Source organism: Actinoplanes sp. CA-252034 (genome assembly GCF_050956125.1).
In the GTDB taxonomy this organism is placed as follows: domain Bacteria; phylum Actinomycetota; class Actinomycetes; order Mycobacteriales; family Micromonosporaceae; genus Actinoplanes.
The window spans coordinates 8237850-8259311 of record NZ_CP191846.1 but is presented as its reverse complement, the minus strand read 5'-3'; the positions used below and the strand labels follow the sequence as shown (position 1 = coordinate 8259311).

Genomic DNA, 21462 nt, shown 5'->3' with positions numbered 1-21462 from the left:
ACGACCACGACCGGCACGACGCCGCGTTCCCATCGGCCCACGGGAGGGCACCCCATGCCTGTCGTCTCCGCACCGTACGAGTTCCTCAACCCGGACGTGTATCTCGACCTCAAGCCGACGATCGGCCGCAACCTCGTCGTCAAGTGCGAAGGCCTGAACTTCGGCGGCTCGGTCAAGATGCGCGCCGCCGCCGCGATGGTCGCCCGCGCCGAACGCGACAACCTGATCACCGGCGACACCCGGCTCGTCGAGTCCTCCTCCGGCAACCTGGGCGTCGCGCTGTCGGTGATCGCCGCCGCCAAGGGCATCCCGTTCACCTGTGTCGTCGATCCGCGCTGCAACGCCGCCACCCTCGCCACCATGCGCGCCCTCGGCACCGACCTGGTGATGGTGCGCCGGCCGCACCCGGTCGGCGGTTTCCTGCAGGCCAGGCTGGACCGGGTCGCCGAGCTGCGGGCCGCCGACCCCCGGTATCTGTGGCTCAACCAGTACACGAACGTCGCGAACTGCACGGCCCACTACGAGGGCACCGCGCCGGAGATCCTCAAACGGTTCCCGGCTCTGGACGTGCTGTTCGTCGGCGTGGGCACCGGCGGAACAGCGATCGGCTGTGCCTGGTACCTGCGCGACAGCGGCGCCACCACCCGCATCGTCGCCGTCGACGCGGCCGGCTCGGTCACCCTCGGTCAGGCCCCGGCGCCCCGGCTCATTCCCGGGCTCGGCGCCGCCGTCCCACCGCCCATGTTCGACCCGGATCTGTTCTCCGACACGGTGGTCGTACCCGAGATCGACACCGTCCGGGCCTGTCGCACACTGGCCGCCAACGGCATGCTGTTCGGCGGCTCCACCGGCACCGTGGTCAGCGGCGCGCTCACCTGGCTGCGCCGCCACGACCCACGCGGGGACCTGCAGGCGGTCTGCGTCTCGGCGGACATGGGCGAGCGTTACCTCAACACCATCTACGACGACGACTGGGTCGAAAAGAACTTCGGCGCCGCGGCGCTCGAGCCCCTACCCGGCGTACGCGCACGGCGTCGCGTCGCCCACGGCCGCGCGCAGTGACCGTCTCCGCCATCCGGAAAGGCACAGAAACCATGTTCGACTTCGACGTCGTGGCCGGCGCCACCGTGCGCGACATCCTCAGCAGCCACCGCATCGACATCCTCGACATCGTCCGGCGAACCTACCTGGACCATCAGGACGGGCACACCCTCAACCCGGACAGCTACTTCCTGCGCTTCCCCGACAAGCCGGACTCACGGATCATCGCGCTGCCCGCCTACGCCGGCGGTGGCGTCGACCGGGCCGGCATCAAGTGGATCGCCAGCTTCCCGGCGAACACGAGGGCGGGCATCCCCCGTGCTTCGGCCGTACTCGTCCTCAACGACTACGCCACCGGCTACCCGGTCGCCTGCCTGGAGGCCGCCGGGATCAGCGCCGCGCGTACCGCAGCCTCCGCCGCCCTGGCGGCCGTCACGTTGCGGCCCGGCGGTCACAGCGGCACCACGATCGGGGTCGTCGGCGGAGGTGTCATCGCCCGTAACATCTGCGACTACCTGGAGCAGGCGGGCTGCCACCCGGACGCCTACCTGATCCACGACATCGACCCCGCCGCCGCGGAGGCGCTCGCCGGGCACATCCGTGACGGGCTGGGCCGCCCGGCCACCACCACCGCCGACCTCGGCGAGGCGCTAGCCGCGGACACCGTCGTGTTCGCCACCACCGCGCTCGAACCGTACGTGACCACCCCGTTCAAGCCCGGGCAACTGGTCCTCAACATCTCGCTGCGGGACCTGGCGCCGGAGGTGGTCCTCGCCGCCGCCAACGTCCTCGACGACGTCGAGCACTGCCTGAAGGCCAATACGTCACCCCACCTCGCCGAGCAGGCCAGCGGGTCGCGCGACTTCGTCACCGGGACACTGGCGCAGGTGCTGCGCGGCGAGGCCGTCCCGGATCCGTCCGCGCCGGTGATCTTCTCACCGTTCGGGTTGGGTGTGCTGGATGTGGCGGTCGGTGCGTTCGTCCACCAGCAGGCCCGGGAGGCGGGCACAGCGATCGGCATCCCCGACTTCTTCGGCGAGACCACGCGCTGGTAGCCGTCCACACCGAGCCGGGCGGGCGAGCACCGCTCACCCGGGCTGGCGATCCGGTTGCTGCAGGGCGGCCATCTCCTGGCGGATCATCAGCTCCCGATGGGTGTCGCGGGTGGCACGGAAGCACTCCGCGGCCTGGCGCAGGTGGTCGAGCGCCGCCCCGGTGTCACCGCGGGACAGATAGGTGTGAGCGATGTTGGCCAGGGTCGCGCCCTCCGCCTCCCGATACCCGACGGCCCGCAGATCGTCCAGCGCGGCATGGAAGCCGGCCAGCGCGGCGTCGGTCTCGCCGGCTCGCAGATGCACCATGCCGATGCTGTCCAGGGTGTGCGCGATCCCGCCCCGGTCGCCGTACTGCCGGTGCAGTTCCAGGGCGCGCCGCATGTGCACCAGCGCGGCGTCGTTCTCGCCGAGCTCGGCCAGCAGCGTGCCCAGGTTGTTGAGGACGGTCCCGAGGCGACGGGTGTCGCCGGTGCTCTCCCGCAGCCGGGCGGCCTCCTCGTAGGCGGCACGGGCATCGCCCAGTTGATGCTGCTCGACCCGCAACCGGCCGAGGTTGGACAGGGCGCCGGCGACGGCGTCGCTCAGCCCGGCGGCACGGAACGACTCGACGGCCCGCTCCAGATGCTCCCCGGCCTCCGGCAGACGGCGGGCGATGGCGTACGCGATCCCGGCGCTGTTGTGCAGGGCCGCCTGTGCCGTCGGCCCGGCCGTCTCCTGCGCTGCCGCCAGCCCGGTGCGGTAGATCTGCAGACTGTCCGGGCCGTCGCCGTGCCTCTGGAAGAACGGCCCGAGAAGGTACGCCATCTGCCAGCCGCGCCCGGGATGCCCCTCCTCGACGGCGAACCGCACCAGGCCGGGCAGCATCTCCCGGACCTGCTCGAGGAACGCGAGCGGCTCACCGGTGAAGGCGGGTATCGCGGGTGCCGGCGGCTCGGGCACCGGCACCGTCGTCCGGTACGGCGCGAGGGTGCTGTGCGCGGTGTGGAACGCCGCCAGGTACCAGTCCAGCAGCCGGACCACCGCCGCCGACCGGTCCGCCGCCGGCTCGTCCGTGGCCAGGCGTTCCCGTGCATGGCGGGCGATCAGGTCGTGCATCGTGTACCGGTCCGGCGCCTGCTGCTCCACCAGACTGGCGTCGGCCAGCGTGCCCAGCAGCGCCCCGATGTCGTCCGCCGTGCCGGCGAGGGCGGCCGCGGCACCGGTCGTGGTGACCTGGCCGGGCACCAGGCTCAGCAGGCGGAAGAGCCGGGCGGCGGGCGGCGGCAGCTTCAGGTACGACAGGTCGAACGCCAGCCGGACGGCGGCCTGCGAGTCGCCCTCCACACTGAGCGCGGACAGTGCCCCGGCGGCTTCCCGCAGGTAGGACGCCACCGTCCGGTCCGGGTCGCCGGCCAGATTGGCGCCGGCGATCCGCAGTGCCAGCGGAAGGTTCCCGCAGACCCCGGCCAGCTCCGCGACCGCCGCCGTCTCCCGGCCCCCGCCGCCCCGGCCCCCGCCGAGGAGCAGGTGCAGCAGCGCGACCGCGTCCTTCGGCGCCAGCGTGCCCAGCACGATGCGGCGGGCGCCCTCCAGCGCGACCAGCCCGCCGAGCCGGTTGCGGCTGGTCACCACGACCACGCAGCGCGGATCGCCCGGCAGCAGCGGCCGGACCTGATCCACGCCGGAGGCGTTGTCGAGCAGCAGCAGCATGCGCCGGCCGGTGACCGCGGTGCGGAACCGGGCCGCGGCCTCGTCGGCGCCGGACGGAACCTCCGCGGCCGGCACACCGAGCGTTCGCAGCAGCCGGCCCAGCGCGTCGGCGGGGGACAGCGGCGGGCCGGGGGCGAAACCACGCAGGTTGAGGTAGATCTGCCCGTCCGGCAGCTGCTCACGGACCGTGGCCGCCCACCGCAGCGCGAGCGCGGTCTTGCCGACGCCGGCCGGGCCCTCCACCACGACCAGCGGCGTCGGCGCGTCCAGCACCGTGTCCAGTTCGGCGAGCGCGCTGTCGCGGCCGAGGAGATAGCCGGGAGCGACCGGCAACTGGGCCGGCACCGTGCCGGCCGCGACCGTCCCCACCGTAGCCGTCTGCACCGTGCCGGCCGTGACCACCGGTGCCGGAAGGTCCAGCGCAGGATCGCCGCGCAGCACCGCCTCGTGCCGCCGGCGCAGCTCGGCGCCCGGCTCGGTGCCCAGATCCTCGGCCAGCCGGGCCCGCGCCCGGCGGTAGACCGCCAGCGCATCACTGGCCCGGCCGCTGCGATACAGCGCCAGCATCAGCAGGGACGACAGGCCTTCGCGGTACGGGTACGCGTCGGCCAGGTCGGTGAGCAGAGGCACGGCCGCCAGATGCCGTCCGCAGGCGAGCTCCGCCGCGAGCATCGCCTCGGTGGCGCCCAGCCGCTGCTCGGCGAGCCCTGATCCGACGCGTTCCCGCAGTTGCGCATCGGCCACGTCGGCCAGCAGGTCACCCCGCCACAACGCCAGCGCCTCGCGCAGCACGCCGGCCCGTCGCCCCGGATCGCCGATCGTCTCGGCCCGCGCCACCAGCGCGGTGAACCGGTGCGCGTCGACCCGGCCGGGCTCGACCCCCAGCCGATATCCGTCACCGTGCCGATGAAGCCCGGCGCCACCGGCGGTGCCCAGCGCTCCCCGCAGCCGGGACACGTGGCTGTTGAGGGTGGCCCGGGCCCGCTCCGGCGGATCGCCGGCCCACAGCAGATCGACCAGCCGGTCGACGGCGATCACCCGGCCGGGCTGCAACAACAGCAGGCCGAGCAGGCAGCGCTCCCGCCGCCGCCGCCCGAGGTCGACGACTGTCCCCTGGGAGCGCACCACGAGCGGGCCGAGGACCAGGAAGTCCATGATGCGCCGAAGTCTAGGCGGTCGCCGGATCCGGCACCACATCGACGGACGTTGATTACGAACCCCGGTTCGGCCGATGCCGCGCGGCGGCTCCCGACACCGTCGTCGAGAGCCGCCGCGCATCGCGTGCCATCACCTTCTACCAGCGGATTCGGTGCCCCGTGCCACCGAAGTCACCGGACCGTGACGACGTCCCTCCCGTCTGCGCAGTTGAGCAACCGGGCCCGCTGCACCCGGGGCTGGGCCGGGCTCATGGGGCGAACTCGACGCGTACGTCCACGCCGTTGGCGCGGCCGAGAGCCTCCAACCGGGCCTGGATGACCTCACGGGTCCGCGCGTCGATCAGGCGGTTGGGGAACCGGAAGCCGATCGGGGCGTTCTCGTACCCCGGGAGTTGGGCCCGCGCCCGGAGGTAGGCGTCGAACTTCTCGTCGATGTGCTCGACCATCCAGGGCTCGTCACCGTGCCACGGGATACCGTCCTTGTACTCCCAGAGCACCCCGTTCTCGAACCGGTCGATGTCGGTGATGTCCTGACCGGTGACCGGGTCGCGGACGACGTAGTTCTCCCGGCCCTCGAGACATCCACCGGCGTTGTGGACGAGCACCGGAGTCCGGCCGGCCAGCACGTAGTACGTGTGCAGATCGGCGACCGTGAGGTTGTGCACGGTGCGGTGCTCGGTCCGCCGTTCGACGGCCGTGATCTGCACGCTGGTGCCCGCACTGGTCCGCAACCACTGCCCGCCGGACAGCTCGCCGGCATCGGCCCAGCGCTGCTCGCGGTCCACCCAGAACGGATGTTCCGCGGTGGCGGTGACCGCCTGGCGGCCGTCGCCGGTGTCGATCGCGACATCGACGAGCTCCTTGTCGCCGGTGCCGGTGATCAGAGCGGTGACCGGTTCGGGTGCGGTGATCCCCCGCTCCGGATCGGTGGCGAGCACCCGGTCGCCCACCCGGATGTCGGCGATGGCCCGGCTGCTCCCATCGGCGAGCAGCACCCGTGTGTCCGCGGTGAAGCTGTTCGGGCCGCGCTTGCAGAGATCACCGAACTTGTCGAACAGCCGTTTGAGGTCACGCAGCTTGTCGCTGAGCTTGATCGCCCCCGGCGCCATGCCGAGCCCGGGAACCAGGGCGAGCACGCTGAGCCCGGCACCGGTCAGGTCGCCGGTCGCCGCCGACAGCGCCGCATCGGCGAGGTCGCACGCCTCACCGGCCGCCGGGACCAGCCCGCACAGCGCCAGTCCGATCTGCAGCGCCACGACGGCGATCTCGTATGTCTGCTTGAGGAACTGGGCCGCGTCGCCCAGTAGCAGGCAGCCGGGGCTGTTCGGCTGGAACGCGCAGCGCATCGGGTTCTTGAGGGCGTCCACCGCCTGGGACCGCACCATCTGGCAGTACGGCGAGAGGGAGGGACCGAGGCATCGCCACCGCTCGTGGTCGGCGGACTTCCGGCTCTCCGCGAGCTGCCGCATCCGCGCCGCGGCCTCCGCCTGCGACGCCTCCAGGCCGGCCCGGGCCGCCTGCGCCGCGTCCACGCCGGCCCGGACGGCGCTCTGCACCGCGTCCGCCGCGTACCAGGCGGCCGCCGCGGCATGGGAGGCGGCGCTACGGGCAGACGCCGCGGCGGACGCCGCCGAGCCGGCCGCCGCTTCGGCGCTGCGGTCCGCGGACGCGGCGGCAGCCTTGGCGGTGGCGGCCGACTGCGCGGCCTGGTCCGCCGACCGTTTGGCGTCCGCGGCCGACTGTGCCGCCTGCCGGGCGTACTCGGAGGCCTGCGCCGCCGACTGACGGGCCTGTTCGGCGTAGGCCTCCGCCTCCGTCTGGGCCTGCCTGGCCACCGCCGCGGCGCGCGCCGCCTCGGCCGCATCGGATCTGGCGGTCGCCGCCACCCGGTACGCCTCGGACACCAGCCCCTGGACGGTCGACTCGTGCGCCGCCTGCTCGACGTCACGCTGGGCCGCCTGGTGGCGACCCACCTGGAGGAAGAAGCTGACATAGGTCGACGGGCCGGCCAGGGCGACCTCGGCGGCGTCCTTGACCTCGGCGCCACCGGCCGCCAGGACCTGCGCGATCTGCACCCGCTGGTCGTTCTCGCGTGCCCGGTGCTGCCCGCGCCGCAGGAACTCGTGCACGTCGGCCGGGGTGCCGTTGAGAGCCTGCCGCGCCGCCGCGGTGAGTGCCGGCCCGGCGCCGTCCAGCAGGCGCGCGACCGCTGTCCGGTCCGCGGCCACCTTGCCGGGGTAGTCCCGGGTGCGCAGGAAACGCTGCACGTCGCCGTCGGATCCGGCCAGAGCCGCCTCCGCCGCGGTCTGCTCCGCGCCGGTCACCGTGTCGGCCACGCGGATCAGCCGTTCCCGGTCGTCCTGCGCCACCGCGAACGCCCGCCCCTCGGCGAGCCACAGCCGGATCTGCGCCTCGGTGCCGGTCAGCACGGTCTTCGCCGACTCCCGGGTCCATTCCCCGCCGGTACGGATCAGCCGCACCGCGGCCCGCCGGGCGGAGCCGATCACCGTGGCCGCCGGCGCCCCCGCCGCGGTGGCCTCGGACAGCAGCCGCCGGGCCTCCGGATCGACCCTCTCCTCCTCGGCGGTGTCCCACGCCAGCTCCCGGTTCCAGGCCACGTCCCAGGCCTGGGCGTCCTCCGCGGCCGCCGCCTCCTCGGCGATGGCCAGGGCCTGTTCCTTGGCCACGGCCCGGCGCTCGGTGTCGGCCCGCCGGGCGAGCGCCTGGACGTCGGCTGCCTGGTCCGCCGCGTCCGTGGCGACCTGTGCCGCCCGCGCCGCGTTAGCCGCGTGCTCGGTGGCCTGGGCGGCGGCGTCGGCTGCCTCACCGGCGTGGGCGGCGGCCTCGTCCGCGGCCCGGGCGGCGGCCTCGGCGTGCTCCGCGGCCCGGTTTGCGAACATCTGCGACTCGCGGGCCGCCGCCGCGGAGTCGCGTGCGAAACGCTGAGCCGCATCGGCGGCCCGGTTCGCCTGGGCGGCCTGGCGGCGTGCCGCGGCCGCCGCGTTGCGCGCCCGCTGCGCCTCGGCGGCGGACACGCCGGACTGACGGCTCGCCTCCTCGGCGGCCAGCGCCGCGTCGAGCGCGTTGCCGACGGCGTTCTTGGCCGCCTGCGCCGAGTTGCCGGCCTGGTCGGCCGCGGTCGCCGCGTGCCCGGCGGCCTCCGCGGCCCGGCGGGCGCCGACCGCCGCGTCCCGCGCCCGCTGTGCCTCCTCGCGGGCGCGCCCGGCCGCCTGGGCATTCACGGCCGCGGCCGATGCTGCGGCATGGGCGCGCTGCGCCGCCTGTCCGGTGAGCGCCGCCGCGGCGGCGGCCCGCCGTGCCGCGTCCGCCGCGACCGCGGCCGACCGCCGTGCCGCCGCCGACGCGGCCACCGCCTCGCGAGCCGCGGCAGCGGCCTTCGACGCCGCGTCGGCGGCCCGGCCGGCGGCGGCGCTCGCCGCCAGCGCGTCGTCGCGGGCAGCGGCGGTCTCCGCCGCGGCCCGCGCGGCCGCCTGCTTCGCCATCTCCGCCGCGCGAAGGGCACGCTCGGAGGCCTCCTTGGCAGCCTGGGTCTCGATCGCCGCGGTCGCCCCGGCCTCCTTCGCCAGGTCGGACAGGCGGGTCACCGACGCGATCTCCTGGTCGCGGGCCCGGGCCACGAACTGGCCGGTCTCCAGGAACTCCCGCAGCTCCTCAGCGGTGCCACCGAGGGCCTGCTCGGCGGCGGTGTGCAGGTTGGGCCCGCTGTTGAGCGAGCCGCCGGAGAGCATCTGCGCGCCGAGAAGGCGGTCGTCGGCCCGGCGGGCCTCCCGCCGGCCCTCCGCCAGGAAGTCCGAGATCTGTGCCGGGGTCCCGGCCATGGCCCTGGTCGCCGCGGTCCGCGTGGCCGGGCCGCCGACGGCCAGGGCCTGCGCCACCCGGATCCGTTCGTCGCTGACCCACGCGGTCTGCCACCCGGAGGTGGCGAACTCGCGGACGTCCGCGGCCGAGCCGGCCAGGGCCTGCTCGGCGGCGGTGCGCAGAGCCGGGCCGGTGGTAGCCAGCGCCTGCGCCCGCGCCCGGTTGTCGGCGTCGGTCGCCTGCTGGTAGCCCTCGGCGAGGAACGCGGCCACGTCGGCATCCGATCCGAGCAGGGCCACCTCCGCCGCCCGGACCACCGACGGCCCGCCGGAGAGCAGATGGTGCAGCACCGCGGACCGGTCCGCCTGCGGGTCGGCGGCGGCGGCCGGGGCCGGCGCCGACAACCCGGCGATCACCACCAGCACGGCCAGGACGGTCGCCATGCGCGCGCGTAGTCGGCTCATGGTCTTCCTCCCTCTCTGTGCTGGTCAGATGTGGTCGGCGGTGATCTCGGCGAACTGCAGGAGCCGTCCGGCGCCGGACTTGACGCGGACCTTCTCGGCGTTCTGGGCCGGGAACAGGAACCGCTGCGGTGTCGCCCCCGGGGCCGGGTAGCCGGTCCGGCTGACCACCGCGTGCCACGCCCCGTCGCGGAACACGTCGATGGTGAAGTCGGCCGGGAACGTGCTGCCGGACGTGCGCGGGTAGAGGTCGACCCGGTTCAGCGTGCGGGCGCCGGGGAACGCGAACTCCACCCACTCGGCGCGGTCGGCGGCGGGCGGGTCGAGTGAGCTGAAACCGTCGGTGGCGGAGACACCGTCGTTGACGTAACGCAGCGCCCAGCCCCAGTTCTCGGTGCTGCTGGCGGCGGCGGTCACGGCGTCGGCCAGCAGGTTGTTCGACAGGTACGCCTCCACCTCGGCGAACTGCACGTGCAGGCCGGAGCCGGTGGACACCCGCAGTCGCTCGACCGGCTGCGGCGGGAACTGGAACCGTTGCGGGGCGGCGCCCGGGTGCGGACGGTTCGTCTGGGTCAGCAGGGTCCGCCACTGGCCGTCGCGGTACGCCTCGACGCTGAACGTGGACGGGAAGCTGTTGCCGGCGTTCGAGCCGTCGGAACGCGGATACAGGTCGACGCGGTTCATGACGCGGGCCTGCGGCAGGTCGAACTGGAGCCACTCGTTGCGGCCGGCGACCGGGTCGGAGCTCCAGCCGATGCCCTCACGGCGCACGTCGTTGACGTAGCGCAGCGACCAGCCCCAGTTCTCGATGGTGCTGGACGCGGTGACCGTGGCGTCGCCGATCAGGTTGTCCGAGAGGTACGCCTCCACCTCGGCGAACTGGAACAGCCGGCCGGAGCCGAGCCGGATCCGCAGCTTCTCCACGGTGCGCGGCGAGTCGAACGAGAACCGCATCGCCTTGTTGCCCGGGTTCGGGAGGCCGGACTTCTGCACCGCCGGGAACCACGAGCCGTTCCGGTAGGTCTCGATGATGAAGTTCGACGGGAAGTTGAGACCGGAGGCGTTGCCGTCCGACCGCGGGAACAGGTCCACCCGGTTCATCACCTGCGGCTGCGGCAGGTCGAACTGCAGCCATTCGATCCGCTGCGGGTTCGGCGGGTCCAGCGAGCTCCAGCCGAGGCCCTCACGGGCGCCGTCGTTGGCCAGGCGCAGCGCCCAGCCCCAGTTCTCGGTGCTGCTCGACGCGGTCGGGGTGGCGCCGGCGAGCAGGTTCTTCAGCGGGTTCTGCCGGGCCGGTGGGCTGAGCACGGCGCTGATCCACGGGCCGAGGTCGTCCGTGCGTACCTCGATCGCCTGGTCGTCGCCGTTGGTGGCGGTGCCGAAGCAGCCGGCGTGGGTGGACCGGGTGTGCAGGCCCAACAGTTGGTGGTCGCCGGCGACGGTCCGGAACGCTGGGCCGCCCGCATCGCCCTTGCAGGTGCTGGTGGTGGTACCGGCCGAACGGGTGAGCGCGACCGTGGTGGCGGTCAGCGCCCCCACGGTGAAGGTGCCGGTGCGCAGCGCGTCGGCGGTCCAGTCGGTCGCGCCGCGGCCGTAGCCGGCGGCGGTCACCTGGTCGCCTCCGGCGGGCGCGGCGGAGGCGAGGCCGATCGGCGCGATGCCCTCGGCCGGGGCGGCCAGCCGGGCGAGAGCCAGATCCCGGTCGGTACGGGGCACCACCTCCGCGATCGTGGTGGTGTGCCCGCCGGCGCGGGTCAGGTCGGCGCGTCCCAGGGTCACGCCGGTGACCTGCGGCGGCGCGCCCGAGGCGACGTTGCCGTCGGCGGCGAGGCAGCTCTTGGTGGTGGCGATCCACTGTGCCGCGATCAGCACGCCGCTGCAGGCGCGCCCGTCGGCGGGCTCGACCCGGGCCACGAACGGGTGGGCGGACGCCTCACCCGCCGGGAGCGTGCCGGCGACCCGCAGCTCGACGAGCGTGTGCGTGGCGTCGCCGTTGCCGATGGCCTCGTACTGGTGTGGCGGCACCGTCACGGTGTCCGTCTCGCCCTCGAAGGTGGACTTCGCCGTCACCGCCCGGTCGGCGCCGCGCACCAGGAACGCGTTGGCCACCTCCAGCGTCAGGAAGCCGCGCGGGCCCCGTACCTCGAAGCAGGTCGTCTCCAGACTGGAGCCGATGAGCCGTTCCACCTGCAGCAGGTCCGGGTCCGAGGCACAGTCCGGCGCATACCGGATGTTGCCGTCGCCCTTGATCACCCGCACTCCGTGCTCGGCGAAGATCTGCTCCGCCCCCGGATATGTGCGGTCGTCGACCACCGATGACGGCGTCTCCGCCGCCGATGCCGTCGGCGCGCCCAGCGCCGCTCCCGCCAGCACGCCGGCCATGGCCGCGCGCAGCATCATCGATCCCGGCATGGGATCCCCCCGTTCACAAATGCCAATGCGACGACGGCAAGATAGAAGCCCGTCCATGACACCGGCATGACATGCAGGTCAGGGCAGGGGTGGCGGGAATCCGCACCGCACGCGGTCGAACCGTCGACGCGGGCTGCCCGGCCCCGACTCCCGCAGCCGGGCGGCGGCTGGGGTTACGCGCTCCGACTGCGTCCCCGCGCGGTCGAGAATGATGCCGGGATGGAGCGCCGCGCGGTGGCGTGCGGGCCGGTCGGTCGCCATCGCCCGCCGCGCGACTGCCGGGCTGCCGGCGTTGAACTTTCTGCCGCAAGGAGCGTGCGCAGATAGCACGTACGCTCCTTGCGGCCTTGCAGCAATCTATTCACTACGAATCGTGGAGAAGCTCCTCCAGGAAGTCCCACACGGCCTGGCCCGCTCTGGCGCCGAGCCCGTGAATGACTCCCCGGCTGAATTCCTGCGCCGCCTCCATGCCTTTCTCCTCGGCGCTCTTCTCCGCGTCGTGAAGCGCTTCGTCGAGTTTCTGCTTTGCTTCCCCTTCCGGGTGTTGTGATGACATCTCCTTGGAATACAGGACCTTCGGCGGGTCCTCCCTTTCGATCTCCTCCCTGGACCGTCCCGTCGCGGGGCGATTCGTTGAAGTGGACACGTTCCCTCCCAAAGGGGGACGGGCTCTGCGAGTGGAGCCCACGTCTCTAGCCGGCGTCCGTGACGGAGTCCGCCGGGGGTCGCTGAGGTAGATCTGCCGACAGCGTTTTCTCGAAACCGGTGAGGTACGCGGTGACGGCTTGCCGGATGATGCTGGACCGCGTGACGTGCCGGTAGCCGAGACCTCGTGCATACGCTTCGACTCGATCGAGTTGCGCGACCAGTTCGTCGTCGAGTCGAATGCGCATCGCGTCGCCGAACTCTCTGCCGGCGTCGATGTCGTCAGAGGCGAGCCGATCTACATCCGAGCGGCCCAGCGCGTCGTTTCCCCGCAGTTGGGCGACCAGCGGCGCCAGATATGCCGCGACTGCTTCTCTGATCACGTCAGAACGCGTGTAGCCCCCCAGCCCCGCGCCTTTGGCATGATCTTCGAGCAGTTGAAGCCGGCTTCTCTGCTCTGCCGCGAGCCGGACCTGAACGGCGCTGCTCTTCGGCGCGGTCTTGGAACCGCCGAGGCGTGATGACATGGCGAGCGATGCAACAACCAGCACAATCACCGTGTTGATCGTTGGGGCCACGAGGTAGAAGGCCGCTAGGGGGTTCACGCCATCACCCCCTGCCCGGCGATGGGGTTTCTCGATGTTCCACATGCGGGTCTCCTTTGAACGGATGAGCCTTGATGGCTCCTGGGTCGAGCGTACCACCGTAGTACGTTGTCCGCCGCTGATCGTTGCCGATCGTGGACGCCGGGCGACCCGATGACCATCGCGTCGTCCGGTGCTGAGTACCGGATCACCGGCGTGATGAGGTGGCCCGGGCGACAGGGCGGCCGGTGACGAACCACAGGGCGATGCCGATGCCGGGGGCCAGGACGACGAGCCAGATCCAGCGGATGCGGGACCGTCTGTCGAGCGACGCGCGGGCGAGGCTGACGATCGTGGCGCCGAACAGGGTCACGTGGGCGGCCAGCAGGGTCGCCCAGAACGCGATGCCGGCGAGGGTCGTGAAGAGGTCGCTCATGGTCTGTCTCCTTGGGCGATCGTGGAGGGGAGGGATCAAGCGTCGCGGCGGGTGAGGCAGATCGCGCCGGCGGTCAGGGCCAGTAGCACGTATCCGGCGGTCACGGCGGCCGCGCCGCCCTGGGAGAGCAGGTAGGGGTGGTTGCTGCCGGCCAGCTGCGGGGTCAGGTTGGGCAGCAGGACCGAGGCGAGCCGCAGCTGCCACACCGTCGGCAGGAAGTGGGCGAAGATCGGGGCCACCAGGACCAGCGAGCCGATGACGGTCAACGCCCCGGCGGTGGACCGCAGGACGGCGCCCAGGCCCAACGCGACCAGGCAGGTGACGGTGACGATCAGGGCAGCGCAGAGGACGGTCGGGACGGCGTCGGTCCACTGCGGCCACGGGTTGATCGGTTTCGGGCGGTCGCCGAGCAGCATGCGGGCGTCGGCGAAGGCGAGCAGGGCGAACAGCGCGCCACTACCGAGGCCGATCAGCCCGGCGACGGTGGCCTTGGCGGCCATCAGCAGGCGGCGCTGCGGTACGGCCAGCAGCGCCGGCCCGATCGAGCGGGTGGCGTACTCGCTGGTGACGAGCATGGCCCCGATCGCGCCGACGAAGAACATCACGAACGGCATGGTCACGACGGTCGGGTCGGCGGTCTCGTAGTTCGCCCGCTCGGCGGGGGTGGCCGCGTCGTAGGAGCCCACCAGCATGAACAGGATCAGCGCGCCCAGGGCGGTCGCGGCGATCCCGCCGGCGAGGAACATCCACGTCGAACGGAGACTGCGCACCTTCATCCACTCGGCGGCCACCGCGTCACGGAACGTGCGATCCAGCAGGGACTCCATCAGTTGCTCTCCTGGTATTGGGTGGCTGAGCTGGTCATCTGCAGGTAGACGTCCTCGAGCGTGGCGCTGCGCGGCGTCAGCACGTGGATCGGGATCCCCGCCGCCGCGGCCGCGTCACCGATGGCCGGCGCGTCCACGCCGACCGCGACCAGGTCCCCGTCGCCGCCCGCGGTGACCGTGGCGCCGAGCCGGGCCAGAGCGGCGGTGAGCTCGGCGGGACGCGGAGTGCGTACCAGAACGTCCTGCTCGAATCGCTGTCGCATCGACCGCACCGACGTGTCCTCGAGCAGCCGGCCCCTGCCGATGATCAGCACCCGGTCGACGGTGACCGCCATCTCGCTCATCAGATGGCTGGACAGCAGCACCGTGCGGCCCTCCGCGGCCAGCGACCGCAGCGTGGACCGGATCCACCGGATCCCGGCGGCGTCGAGGCCGTTGACCGGCTCGTCGAGCAGCACCACGGCCGGGTCGCCGAGCAGGGCCCCGGCGATGCCGAGCCGCTGGCGCATGCCGAGGGAGAACCCGCCGACCCGCTTGTTCGCCACGCTCCCCAGCCCGACCTGGTCGAGGACCGCGGTCACCCGCGCCTTGCCGATGCCGTTGCTGCGGGCCAGGCAGGCCAGGTGGGTGACGGCGCTGCGGCCGGGGTGGGCGGCGTCGGCGTCGAGGACCGCGCCGACCTCGTGCAGCGGGTGGCGGATCCGGTCGTACCGGCGCCCGTTGATCAGCGCCTCGCCGGACGTGGGCCGGTGCAGGCCGAGCATCATGCGCATCGTGGTGGACTTGCCCGCCCCGTTGGGCCCGAGGAAGCCGGTCACCGCCCCCGGGCGGACCTCGAAGGACAGCCGGTCGACCGCGGTGGTCGGTCCATATCGCTTGGTCAGCTCTCGTAGCTCGATCATGCGTCAAATGGTGTCGGCGGGACGGGGGCCGGCGAGTCTGACCGGAGTCGGAACGCGAGGTATGACCTGGGTCAGACGCGCCCGGCCGGATCACCCGGATAGCGTGGGCGCGTGACAAGGGCCTACGGATTCGGGGTACGGGGCACGCTCGTCGATGCGGCGGTCGCCGTGGTCCTGGCGTACCAGATCGTCGTCGCGACCCTCGACCCGCCGGGCCCCGCTTTCACCGGCCCCGCCGCGCTCGTGTGGCCGGCCGCCGCGGCCGTGGCCGTGCCTCTCGTGGTGCGCCGCCGGTGGCCGTTGCCGGTGTTCGCGGTCGTGGCCGCCGTGGCCGCGCTCGCCACCGCCGCCGGGGTCGTCGGTTTCGGCGTCATCTTCCTGTCCTGGGTGCCGGTCGCGATCGCGCTGTACAGCGCTGCCGCCGCGACCGGCCGGGTGCCCGCGGCGTTCCTGCTGCTCGCCGGCCTGGTCGCGCCCGGTGTCACCATTCCGTGGCTCTATCTGCGCACCGGGGTCACGCCGGCCACCGCGCCGCAGAGCGAGGCGCCACTGTGGTGGCAGGTCGAGACCGGCATCACGGTCGTCGTCATCGCCGCCGCCTGGACGGCCGGCCGGCTGATCCGCTGGCGGCGCGCGCTGCAGGCCGAGGCCGCCCGCCGTCTGGCCCGCGACGCGGTCGCCGATGAGCGGCTGCGTATCGCCCGGGAGCTGCACGACATCGTCGGGCACAGCCTGAGCCTGATCACGGTGAAGGCGACCATCGCCAACCACCTGGCCGAGGAGCGGCCGGCCGAGACGCGGGCCGCGCTGCAGACGATCGAGAAGACCAGCCGGTCGGCGCTCGCCGAGATCCGGCGGCTGCTCGACGTGATGCGCGCCGACGACGACCCGGCCGCCGAGCTCACACCCGCGCCGGGCGCCGCCGACCTGCCCGAGCTCGTCGGGCGGCTGCGCTCCGCCGAGCTGCACATCGACCTGGAGGACGACGGCGCCGGGCGGCTGCCACCCGCGGTCGGGCTGACCGTCTACCGCATCGTCCAGGAGTCGCTGACCAATGTGATCAAGCACGCGGGTGCGAGCCGGTGCCGTGTCACGGTGCGGGCCGCGGGCGGGGAGGTCCACATCGAGGTGACCGACGACGGGCGGGGCCGGCAGCCGTCCCGCCGCCGGCGCGGGGGACAGGGGCTGATCGGCATGCGCGAGCGTGTTTCGATGTACGGCGGCCGGCTGTCCACCGGCGCCCGCCCCGAGGGTGGGTTCCGGGTGGCCGCCGTCATCCCGTACACGCCAGCCGAGGAGACCGCGTGACGCCGGACATCAGGGTGCTGCTCGCCGACGACCATCCGCTGATGCGGGAGAGCTTCCGGGCGCTGCTCGACGCGTCGCCCGGTTTCCTCACGGTCGGTGAGGCCGGCACCGGCGCCGGGGCCGTCCGCCTGGCTCGCGAGCTGCGGCCGGACGTGGTCCTGATGGACGTGCGGATGCCGGAGATGGACGGCATCGAGGCGACCCGGCAGATCTGCGCCGCACCGGAGACCGCCTCGGTCCGGGTGCTCATCCTCACCACGTTCGATCTCGACGAGTACGTGTACGGTGCGCTCCGGGCCGGGGCCAGCGGCTTCCTCGTCAAGGACGCCACCGCGACCGAGCTGCTCAACGGTGTCCGGCTGGTGGCCGCGGGCGAGGCACTGCTCGCGCCGCGGGCCACCCGCAAACTGATCGACGCCTTCAACGGCCGGGACAAACCCGCGTCGGGTACGCTGCGCGGCCTCGACGCCATCACGGACCGCGAGCGTGAGGTGCTGTCCCTGATCGCCGCCGGCCTGTCCAACACCGAGATCGCCGAGCACCTCCATCTCGGTGTCGGCACCGTGAAGACGCACATCGGGCGTCTGCTGCACAAGCTGGCAGCCCGTGATCGCGCCCAGCTGGTGATCACCGCCTACGAGTCGGGTCTGGTGACCGTCCGCGGTGCCGGGGAGACCGAGTCCTGGTAGACGTCGGCGAAGGTGCGGCTGTCCCCGATGAGGTCGTCGCAGAAGGCGGCGACGTCGGCGCCGATGAGCTGCCGGACGCCCTTGCCCGCCGCGGCGCCCTCCTCGAAGAAGTCCACGATCCCGGTCAGCAGGGTCCCGTCGGCGAGGTCGACCGGCCCCACCTTGAACAGGTATTTCTGCATCTCCCGGTAGACGATCCGGTAGTCCGGCGGCAGCGCCTTGACCCGAGCCACGTGCGCCCGCCACTGCTTCTTGCCCTGGATGATGTCGTGGATGCTCATGTCAGGCTCCCAGCCGGTCCAGTTTGCGGGCGACGGTCCGGTTGAGCTGCTCGCGCCACCTGTCGCGATAGCTCCGGGCGCCCTTGCCGCCGGCCAGCGCCGTGCAGAAGCCCGCGATGTCGTCGCCGAGCACCTCGTGGACGCTCTGACCGTCCGCCGAGGACTCCTCGAGCAGGCTCAGGGCGGCGTCGACGATCGGTATCAGGTTGCGGCCGCTGAAGTCGGGATAGGGGGACAGCCCGGCGTTGATCTGTGCCCAGGCCTCGCGATAGTCCTCGGGCAGCGCCTGGGCGCGGGTCTCGAACGCCCGCCACTGCCGGGTGAGGTCGCTGCCGGTGATGGTCTCCCAGAAGTTCATCGTCCGCCCTCCTTGAGCCTGTCGATGCGTGCCGAGACGTACTCCCATTTCGCCCAGAACGTCGCGAGCTCCCCGCGACCGGCGTCGTTGAGGGTGTAGAACTTGCGGGGCGGGCCGACCTCGGACGGGCGTTTCGTCACCTGGACCAGGCCGTTGCGCTCCAGACGCAACAGGATGGTGTAGACGGTTCCGTCGATGACGTCGGTGAAGCCGAGGTCGTTGAGCCGGCGGGTGATCGCGTAGCCGTACGTCTCCTCGCTGTCGATGATCTGCAGCACGCAACCCTCGAGCGTGCCCTTGAGCATCTCCGTCAGGTCCTCCATGGCGGCTCCTCCGCGAATCCCCGGTACCTCGTGACACCGGGTACCGCTATACGGTAACACCGCATAGCGGTACCCGGTAGTACCGAATAGTGGAGCCTCAGGCCAGGCGGCGTACCACGTAGTTCCGGCTCCAGATCTTCTGCCTGGTGACCGTCTTGCCGGTTCGCGGCGCCGACCACATCGTGCCGTCACCGGCGTAGATGCCGGCGTGCGTGCCGCGCGAGCCCTTGCGAATGATGATCAGGTCGCCGGGGCGGGCCGCGGCCCTGCTGACGGCCTTGCCGTACCTCTGCTGCAGATTCGCCTTGTGCGGCAGCTTTCGGCCGGTCGTCTTCCGGTAGACGTACATCGTGAAACCGGAGCAGTCGAACCGGGCCGGGCCGGTGGCGCCGTAGAGGTAGCGCTTGCCCTTGTGCCGGGCCGCCTCGGCCACGACCCGGGCGCCCACCGGCTGTGCCGTGACGGCGGTGATGGCGACGGCCGTGCCGGCCGGCGCCGGATTGCCGACGGCGGCGCCCGGTGAGGCGGTGAAGGTCGGTGAGGCGGTGACGCCCCGTAACGCGGTGACGGTCGGTGAGGCGGTGACGCCCCGTGGGGCGGCGGAGACGGCTTGCGGTGTGCCCAGCCCGCCGGTGACCAGACCGAGGCTCACGGACAGGGCGATGGTACCGGCTCCCAGGAAACGGGTGTGCCGGCTCGAGGAGCGAACGCGCACGGTGAAGGAATCCCTCCGGCACGCCTGCGAGGTTAGCTGTCGGGTTCGGGCGCGAAGGATTGCCCGGCCGCGAGATGCGGCTTCACCCCGAGGTCCCGCGGCCGGGCCACCGCGAACGGTGTGCCGGCCGGGAACCGATGTGTGGTTCCCCCGTCCCTGCCCCCGATTGCCTCATGACTCGTCATGCGGGCTCGTGTCGCCGGACCGGGGCAGGGCTCGGCGTGGTCCGGATCGACACGACCGGCGAGCAGATGCCCGCCGCTCCTCCTTGATAGCCGAGGCGCCGGACACCGCCACCCGCCCGAAATGCTCACGCTGAGTAGTTGAAGCGCCGGCCGATGTCCGGTTGCCGACGAGCCTGCGAGGTTCGTCGGCACGCTGCGTTCACCAGAGGCGGCCCGGGGAGGGGTCCGGCCTGTGAATCGGAACACCGCGAAATCCGCCGAGCCGCCCCGACCGGCCCAGGCCCCGGTCAGCCGGTCCGCCACGCCCGGGCGGCCGACCGGCCGTCAGGACTTGACGAGACGGGCGATCGCCGCGCTGGCCTCTTTGACCTTCGCGTCCACGTCACCCTCGGACGCGGCGTGCACCACACAGTGCCGCAGGTGATCCTCGAGCAGACCGATCGCCACCGCGTGCAGGGCGCTCTTGGCAGCCGAGATCTGGGTCAGGATGTCGATGCAGTACGTGTCCTCGTCGACCATCCGCTGCAGTCCACGGATCTGGCCCTCGACCCGCTTCAGCCGCGCCATCAGCGCCTGTTTGTCCGCCGAATACCCGTGCGGCCCGGCCGGTTTCGCCTCACTCATGCCGTGCAAGATACCCCGTACCCGTATCAGCCGACGGCGTCGCGAACCGGCCGTGGCCGCCGTCCCGTGAAAGGGGACGGCGGCCACGGATCGGTCGCTCGGGTGCGGTCGTTCAGCTGCGCGGAACGACTTCCCAGCCGCCGGCGCCGTCGCCACCACGGTTGAGGTAGACGGCGGCGGGATCCCCGCTCACGTCGTCGAGGAGCACGTAGTCGTCCTTGCGGTCGCCGTCGAAGTCCTGGAAGCGGACCTTGGTGCGGTCCGTGGTCAGACCGGACGCGATCTTGCCGCGGTTCACCCACCCACCCGCGCCGTCGCCACCGCGGTTGAAGTAGACGATCACTCCACCGTTGTCGTCGAAGAGCAGGTAGTCGTCCTTGCGGTCGCCGTCGAAGTCGTGGAACCGGACCTTCGTACGGTCGGTGGAGAGACCGGACGCCACCTTGCCGCGCACCACCCAGCCGCCGGTGCCGTCACCGCCGCGGTTGAGGTAGACCTCGACCGCGCCGTTGTCCTGGACGATCTGGTAGTCGTCCTTGCCGTCGCCGTCGAAGTCGGCGAAGCGGACCTTGGTGCGGTCGCTGGTGACACCCGTCGCCACCTTGCTGCGCAGCAGCCAGCCGCCCGCCTGGTCGCCGCCCCGGTTGAGGTAGACGTCGATCGCGCCGCTGTCCTGGATGACGATGTAGTCGTCCTTGTTGTCGCCGTCGAAGTCGGCGAAGCGGACCTTGGCGCGGTCCGTGACGCCCCTCGCGACCTGACCCAGCGACAGCCAGCCGGCGGAGCCGGCGCCCCGGTTGAGGTACGCGTCGACCGAGCCGCTGTCCTGGATGACCAGGTAGTCGTCCTTGCCGTCGCCGTCGAAGTCCGCCCAGCGGCCGCTACCGGCGTGCACGTCGCCACGGTGCGCGGGCAGGACCACCACCGGCTTCGTCACCGTGCCCACCCAGTCGGCGATGTCGTCGACCCGGGTGCCGGTCGCCCCGGCCGGTGCGTCGCTCGGCGCGCCGAGGCAGCCCTGCTGCCCACCGCCGCTCGTGACGGCGGCGAGCACCGCGCGCCCGGCGGTCTCCCGGAAGATCGGACCGCCCGCGTCACCCTTGCACACCGTGGTGTCCGGCAGGTTGACCAGCTGAACCGAGGCGGTGGCCGGCGCCGACTCGACGGTGAAGTCACCGGCGTGCTGGAGACGGGGCACCCATTCGGTACGGGTACGCCCGTACCCCGCCAGGCGCAGCGCCTCCCCGGCGGCCGGCACGGTGGCGCCGAGCTCGACGACCGTTCCGGTGGTCGACGCCCGGACCAGCCGGACCAGGGCCACGTCCCGGTCGGGGTGCGACACCACCCGAGTGGCGGCCAGCACCTCACCGGTGGTGGCGGACAGGTCCGCACGGCCCACGGTGACCGAGGTCGCCGCCGGGGGCGCGCCGTCGGCGATCGGCACACCGTTCTGAGCGAAACAGGCGGCGGAGGTGACGACCCAGTCCGGGCGGACCAGCGCCCCGCTGCAGGCGCGGGCACCGGCCGCACCCGGAACGCCGATCTCGATCTTGGTGACGAATCCGTAGGCGCTGGCCGTCGTCGCGGTGGCCGCCAGCGCCGGCACCGCGGCCAACGGCGTGACGACTACCGCGGCGCCCACGGTGAGCACCGACAGGGCACGTTTCTTGAGCAAGGCTCTCCTCCATGCGGATGACGCCCAGCCCGGAGAGAAGCGCATTCCAGATCCGAACCGTGAAGCTCCGCGCCGGGCGCACAAATGAAAAAGGGCACACCGAGGGAGGGCACGTGGAAAGGCAAACAGCGAATGAACGCAATCGGTCGCGTCGATCCCCCGTGGACCGAGTAGCGCACACAACATAGATGAGCGCCGACCGGATGTAAACCGGTCATCCCGTGACATCGGTTACGACTGGTGACGCCACCGTGGCCCGGCCCGGGCCACGGTATG

Annotated in this window: 18 protein-coding genes and 1 riboswitch; of the genes, 4 read left to right on the top strand and 14 right to left on the bottom strand. The window is 72.5% G+C overall.

Features of this window, described 5'->3' with window-relative positions:
- The first annotated feature begins 54 nt into the window (after positions 1–54).
- Together sbnA and sbnB are read left to right on the top strand one after the other, a co-directional pair.
- Positions 55–1062 (top strand): 2,3-diaminopropionate biosynthesis protein SbnA, encoded by a 1008-nt coding sequence (gene sbnA / locus ACQPZW_RS37460; RefSeq protein WP_433790742.1) that lies wholly within the window; start codon positions 55–57, stop codon positions 1060–1062.
- 32 nt (positions 1063–1094) lie between these two features.
- The gene (gene sbnB, locus ACQPZW_RS37455) at positions 1095–2096 is read left to right on the top strand and encodes a 2,3-diaminopropionate biosynthesis protein SbnB (RefSeq protein WP_433790741.1); all 1002 of its coding nucleotides are present in this window, start codon (positions 1095–1097) and stop codon (positions 2094–2096) included.
- Between the two features lie 33 nt (positions 2097–2129).
- Here sbnB and ACQPZW_RS37450 read toward each other — a convergent pair whose 3' ends face one another.
- From ACQPZW_RS37450 to ACQPZW_RS37415, 8 genes are all read right to left on the bottom strand, one after another.
- A complete protein-coding gene (locus tag ACQPZW_RS37450) occupies positions 2130–4940 on the bottom strand; it encodes a BTAD domain-containing putative transcriptional regulator (RefSeq protein WP_433790740.1) in 2811 nt (936 codons plus the stop codon).
- Between the two features lie 250 nt (positions 4941–5190).
- Complete coding sequence (locus tag ACQPZW_RS37445) at positions 5191–9225, bottom strand: polymorphic toxin-type HINT domain-containing protein (RefSeq protein WP_433790739.1); 4035 nt, start codon at positions 9223–9225, stop codon at positions 5191–5193.
- Between the two features lie 24 nt (positions 9226–9249).
- Entirely contained in the window at positions 9250–11634 is a 2385-nt protein-coding gene (locus ACQPZW_RS37440) for a discoidin domain-containing protein (RefSeq protein ID WP_433790738.1), read from the bottom strand.
- A 364-nt stretch (positions 11635–11998) separates the two neighbouring features.
- A complete protein-coding gene (locus ACQPZW_RS37435; RefSeq protein WP_433790737.1) occupies positions 11999–12280 on the bottom strand; it encodes a hypothetical protein in 282 nt (93 codons plus the stop codon).
- Between the two features lie 46 nt (positions 12281–12326).
- Entirely contained in the window at positions 12327–12929 is a 603-nt protein-coding gene (locus tag ACQPZW_RS37430; RefSeq protein ID WP_433790736.1) for a ribbon-helix-helix domain-containing protein, read from the bottom strand.
- 142 nt (positions 12930–13071) lie between these two features.
- Positions 13072–13299, bottom strand: a complete 228-nt coding sequence (locus tag ACQPZW_RS37425) for a PLDc N-terminal domain-containing protein (RefSeq protein WP_433790735.1) — start codon at positions 13297–13299, stop codon at positions 13072–13074.
- Positions 13300–13334: 35 nt separating this feature from the next.
- On the bottom strand, positions 13335–14126 hold the full coding sequence (locus tag ACQPZW_RS37420) for an ABC transporter permease (RefSeq protein WP_433790734.1): 792 nt from the start codon (positions 14124–14126) through the stop codon (positions 13335–13337).
- Positions 14126–15028 (bottom strand): ABC transporter ATP-binding protein, encoded by a 903-nt coding sequence (locus ACQPZW_RS37415; protein WP_433790733.1) that lies wholly within the window; start codon positions 15026–15028, stop codon positions 14126–14128. Before ACQPZW_RS37415 ends, ACQPZW_RS37420 begins: the two co-directional genes overlap by 1 nt.
- A 111-nt stretch (positions 15029–15139) precedes the next feature.
- Here ACQPZW_RS37415 and ACQPZW_RS37410 point away from each other — a divergent pair, with 111 nt between their 5' ends.
- The gene (locus tag ACQPZW_RS37410; protein ID WP_433790732.1) at positions 15140–16336 is read left to right on the top strand and encodes a sensor histidine kinase; all 1197 of its coding nucleotides are present in this window, start codon (positions 15140–15142) and stop codon (positions 16334–16336) included.
- Positions 16337–16377: 41 nt separating this feature from the next.
- Entirely contained in the window at positions 16378–17025 is a 648-nt protein-coding gene (locus tag ACQPZW_RS37405; protein WP_433797734.1) for a response regulator, read from the top strand.
- Here the strand turns inward: ACQPZW_RS37405 and ACQPZW_RS37400 are convergent.
- From ACQPZW_RS37400 to ACQPZW_RS37375, 6 genes are all read right to left on the bottom strand, one after another.
- Positions 16971–17306 (bottom strand): DUF1048 domain-containing protein, encoded by a 336-nt coding sequence (locus ACQPZW_RS37400; protein WP_433790731.1) that lies wholly within the window; start codon positions 17304–17306, stop codon positions 16971–16973. The genes ACQPZW_RS37405 and ACQPZW_RS37400 overlap by 55 nt on opposite strands.
- Position 17307: 1 nt before the next feature.
- Positions 17308–17664: a DUF1048 domain-containing protein gene (locus ACQPZW_RS37395; protein ID WP_433790730.1), complete on the bottom strand. Its 357-nt coding sequence runs from the start codon at positions 17662–17664 to the stop codon at positions 17308–17310.
- Positions 17661–17987, bottom strand: coding sequence for a PadR family transcriptional regulator (locus ACQPZW_RS37390; RefSeq protein ID WP_433790729.1), 327 nt, complete (start codon positions 17985–17987; stop codon positions 17661–17663). The genes ACQPZW_RS37395 and ACQPZW_RS37390 overlap by 4 nt, the downstream gene beginning before the upstream one ends.
- A 97-nt stretch (positions 17988–18084) precedes the next feature.
- The gene (locus tag ACQPZW_RS37385) at positions 18085–18639 is read right to left on the bottom strand and encodes a C40 family peptidase (RefSeq protein WP_433790728.1); all 555 of its coding nucleotides are present in this window, start codon (positions 18637–18639) and stop codon (positions 18085–18087) included.
- 69 nt (positions 18640–18708) lie between these two features.
- A riboswitch (cyclic di-AMP (ydaO/yuaA leader) is annotated at positions 18709–18884 on the bottom strand.
- A gap of 327 nt (positions 18885–19211) precedes the next feature.
- Entirely contained in the window at positions 19212–19511 is a 300-nt protein-coding gene (locus ACQPZW_RS37380) for a metal-sensitive transcriptional regulator (protein ID WP_433790727.1), read from the bottom strand.
- 112 nt (positions 19512–19623) lie between these two features.
- Entirely contained in the window at positions 19624–21186 is a 1563-nt protein-coding gene (locus ACQPZW_RS37375) for an FG-GAP-like repeat-containing protein (RefSeq protein WP_433790726.1), read from the bottom strand.
- Positions 21187–21462: the final 276 nt, after the last annotated feature.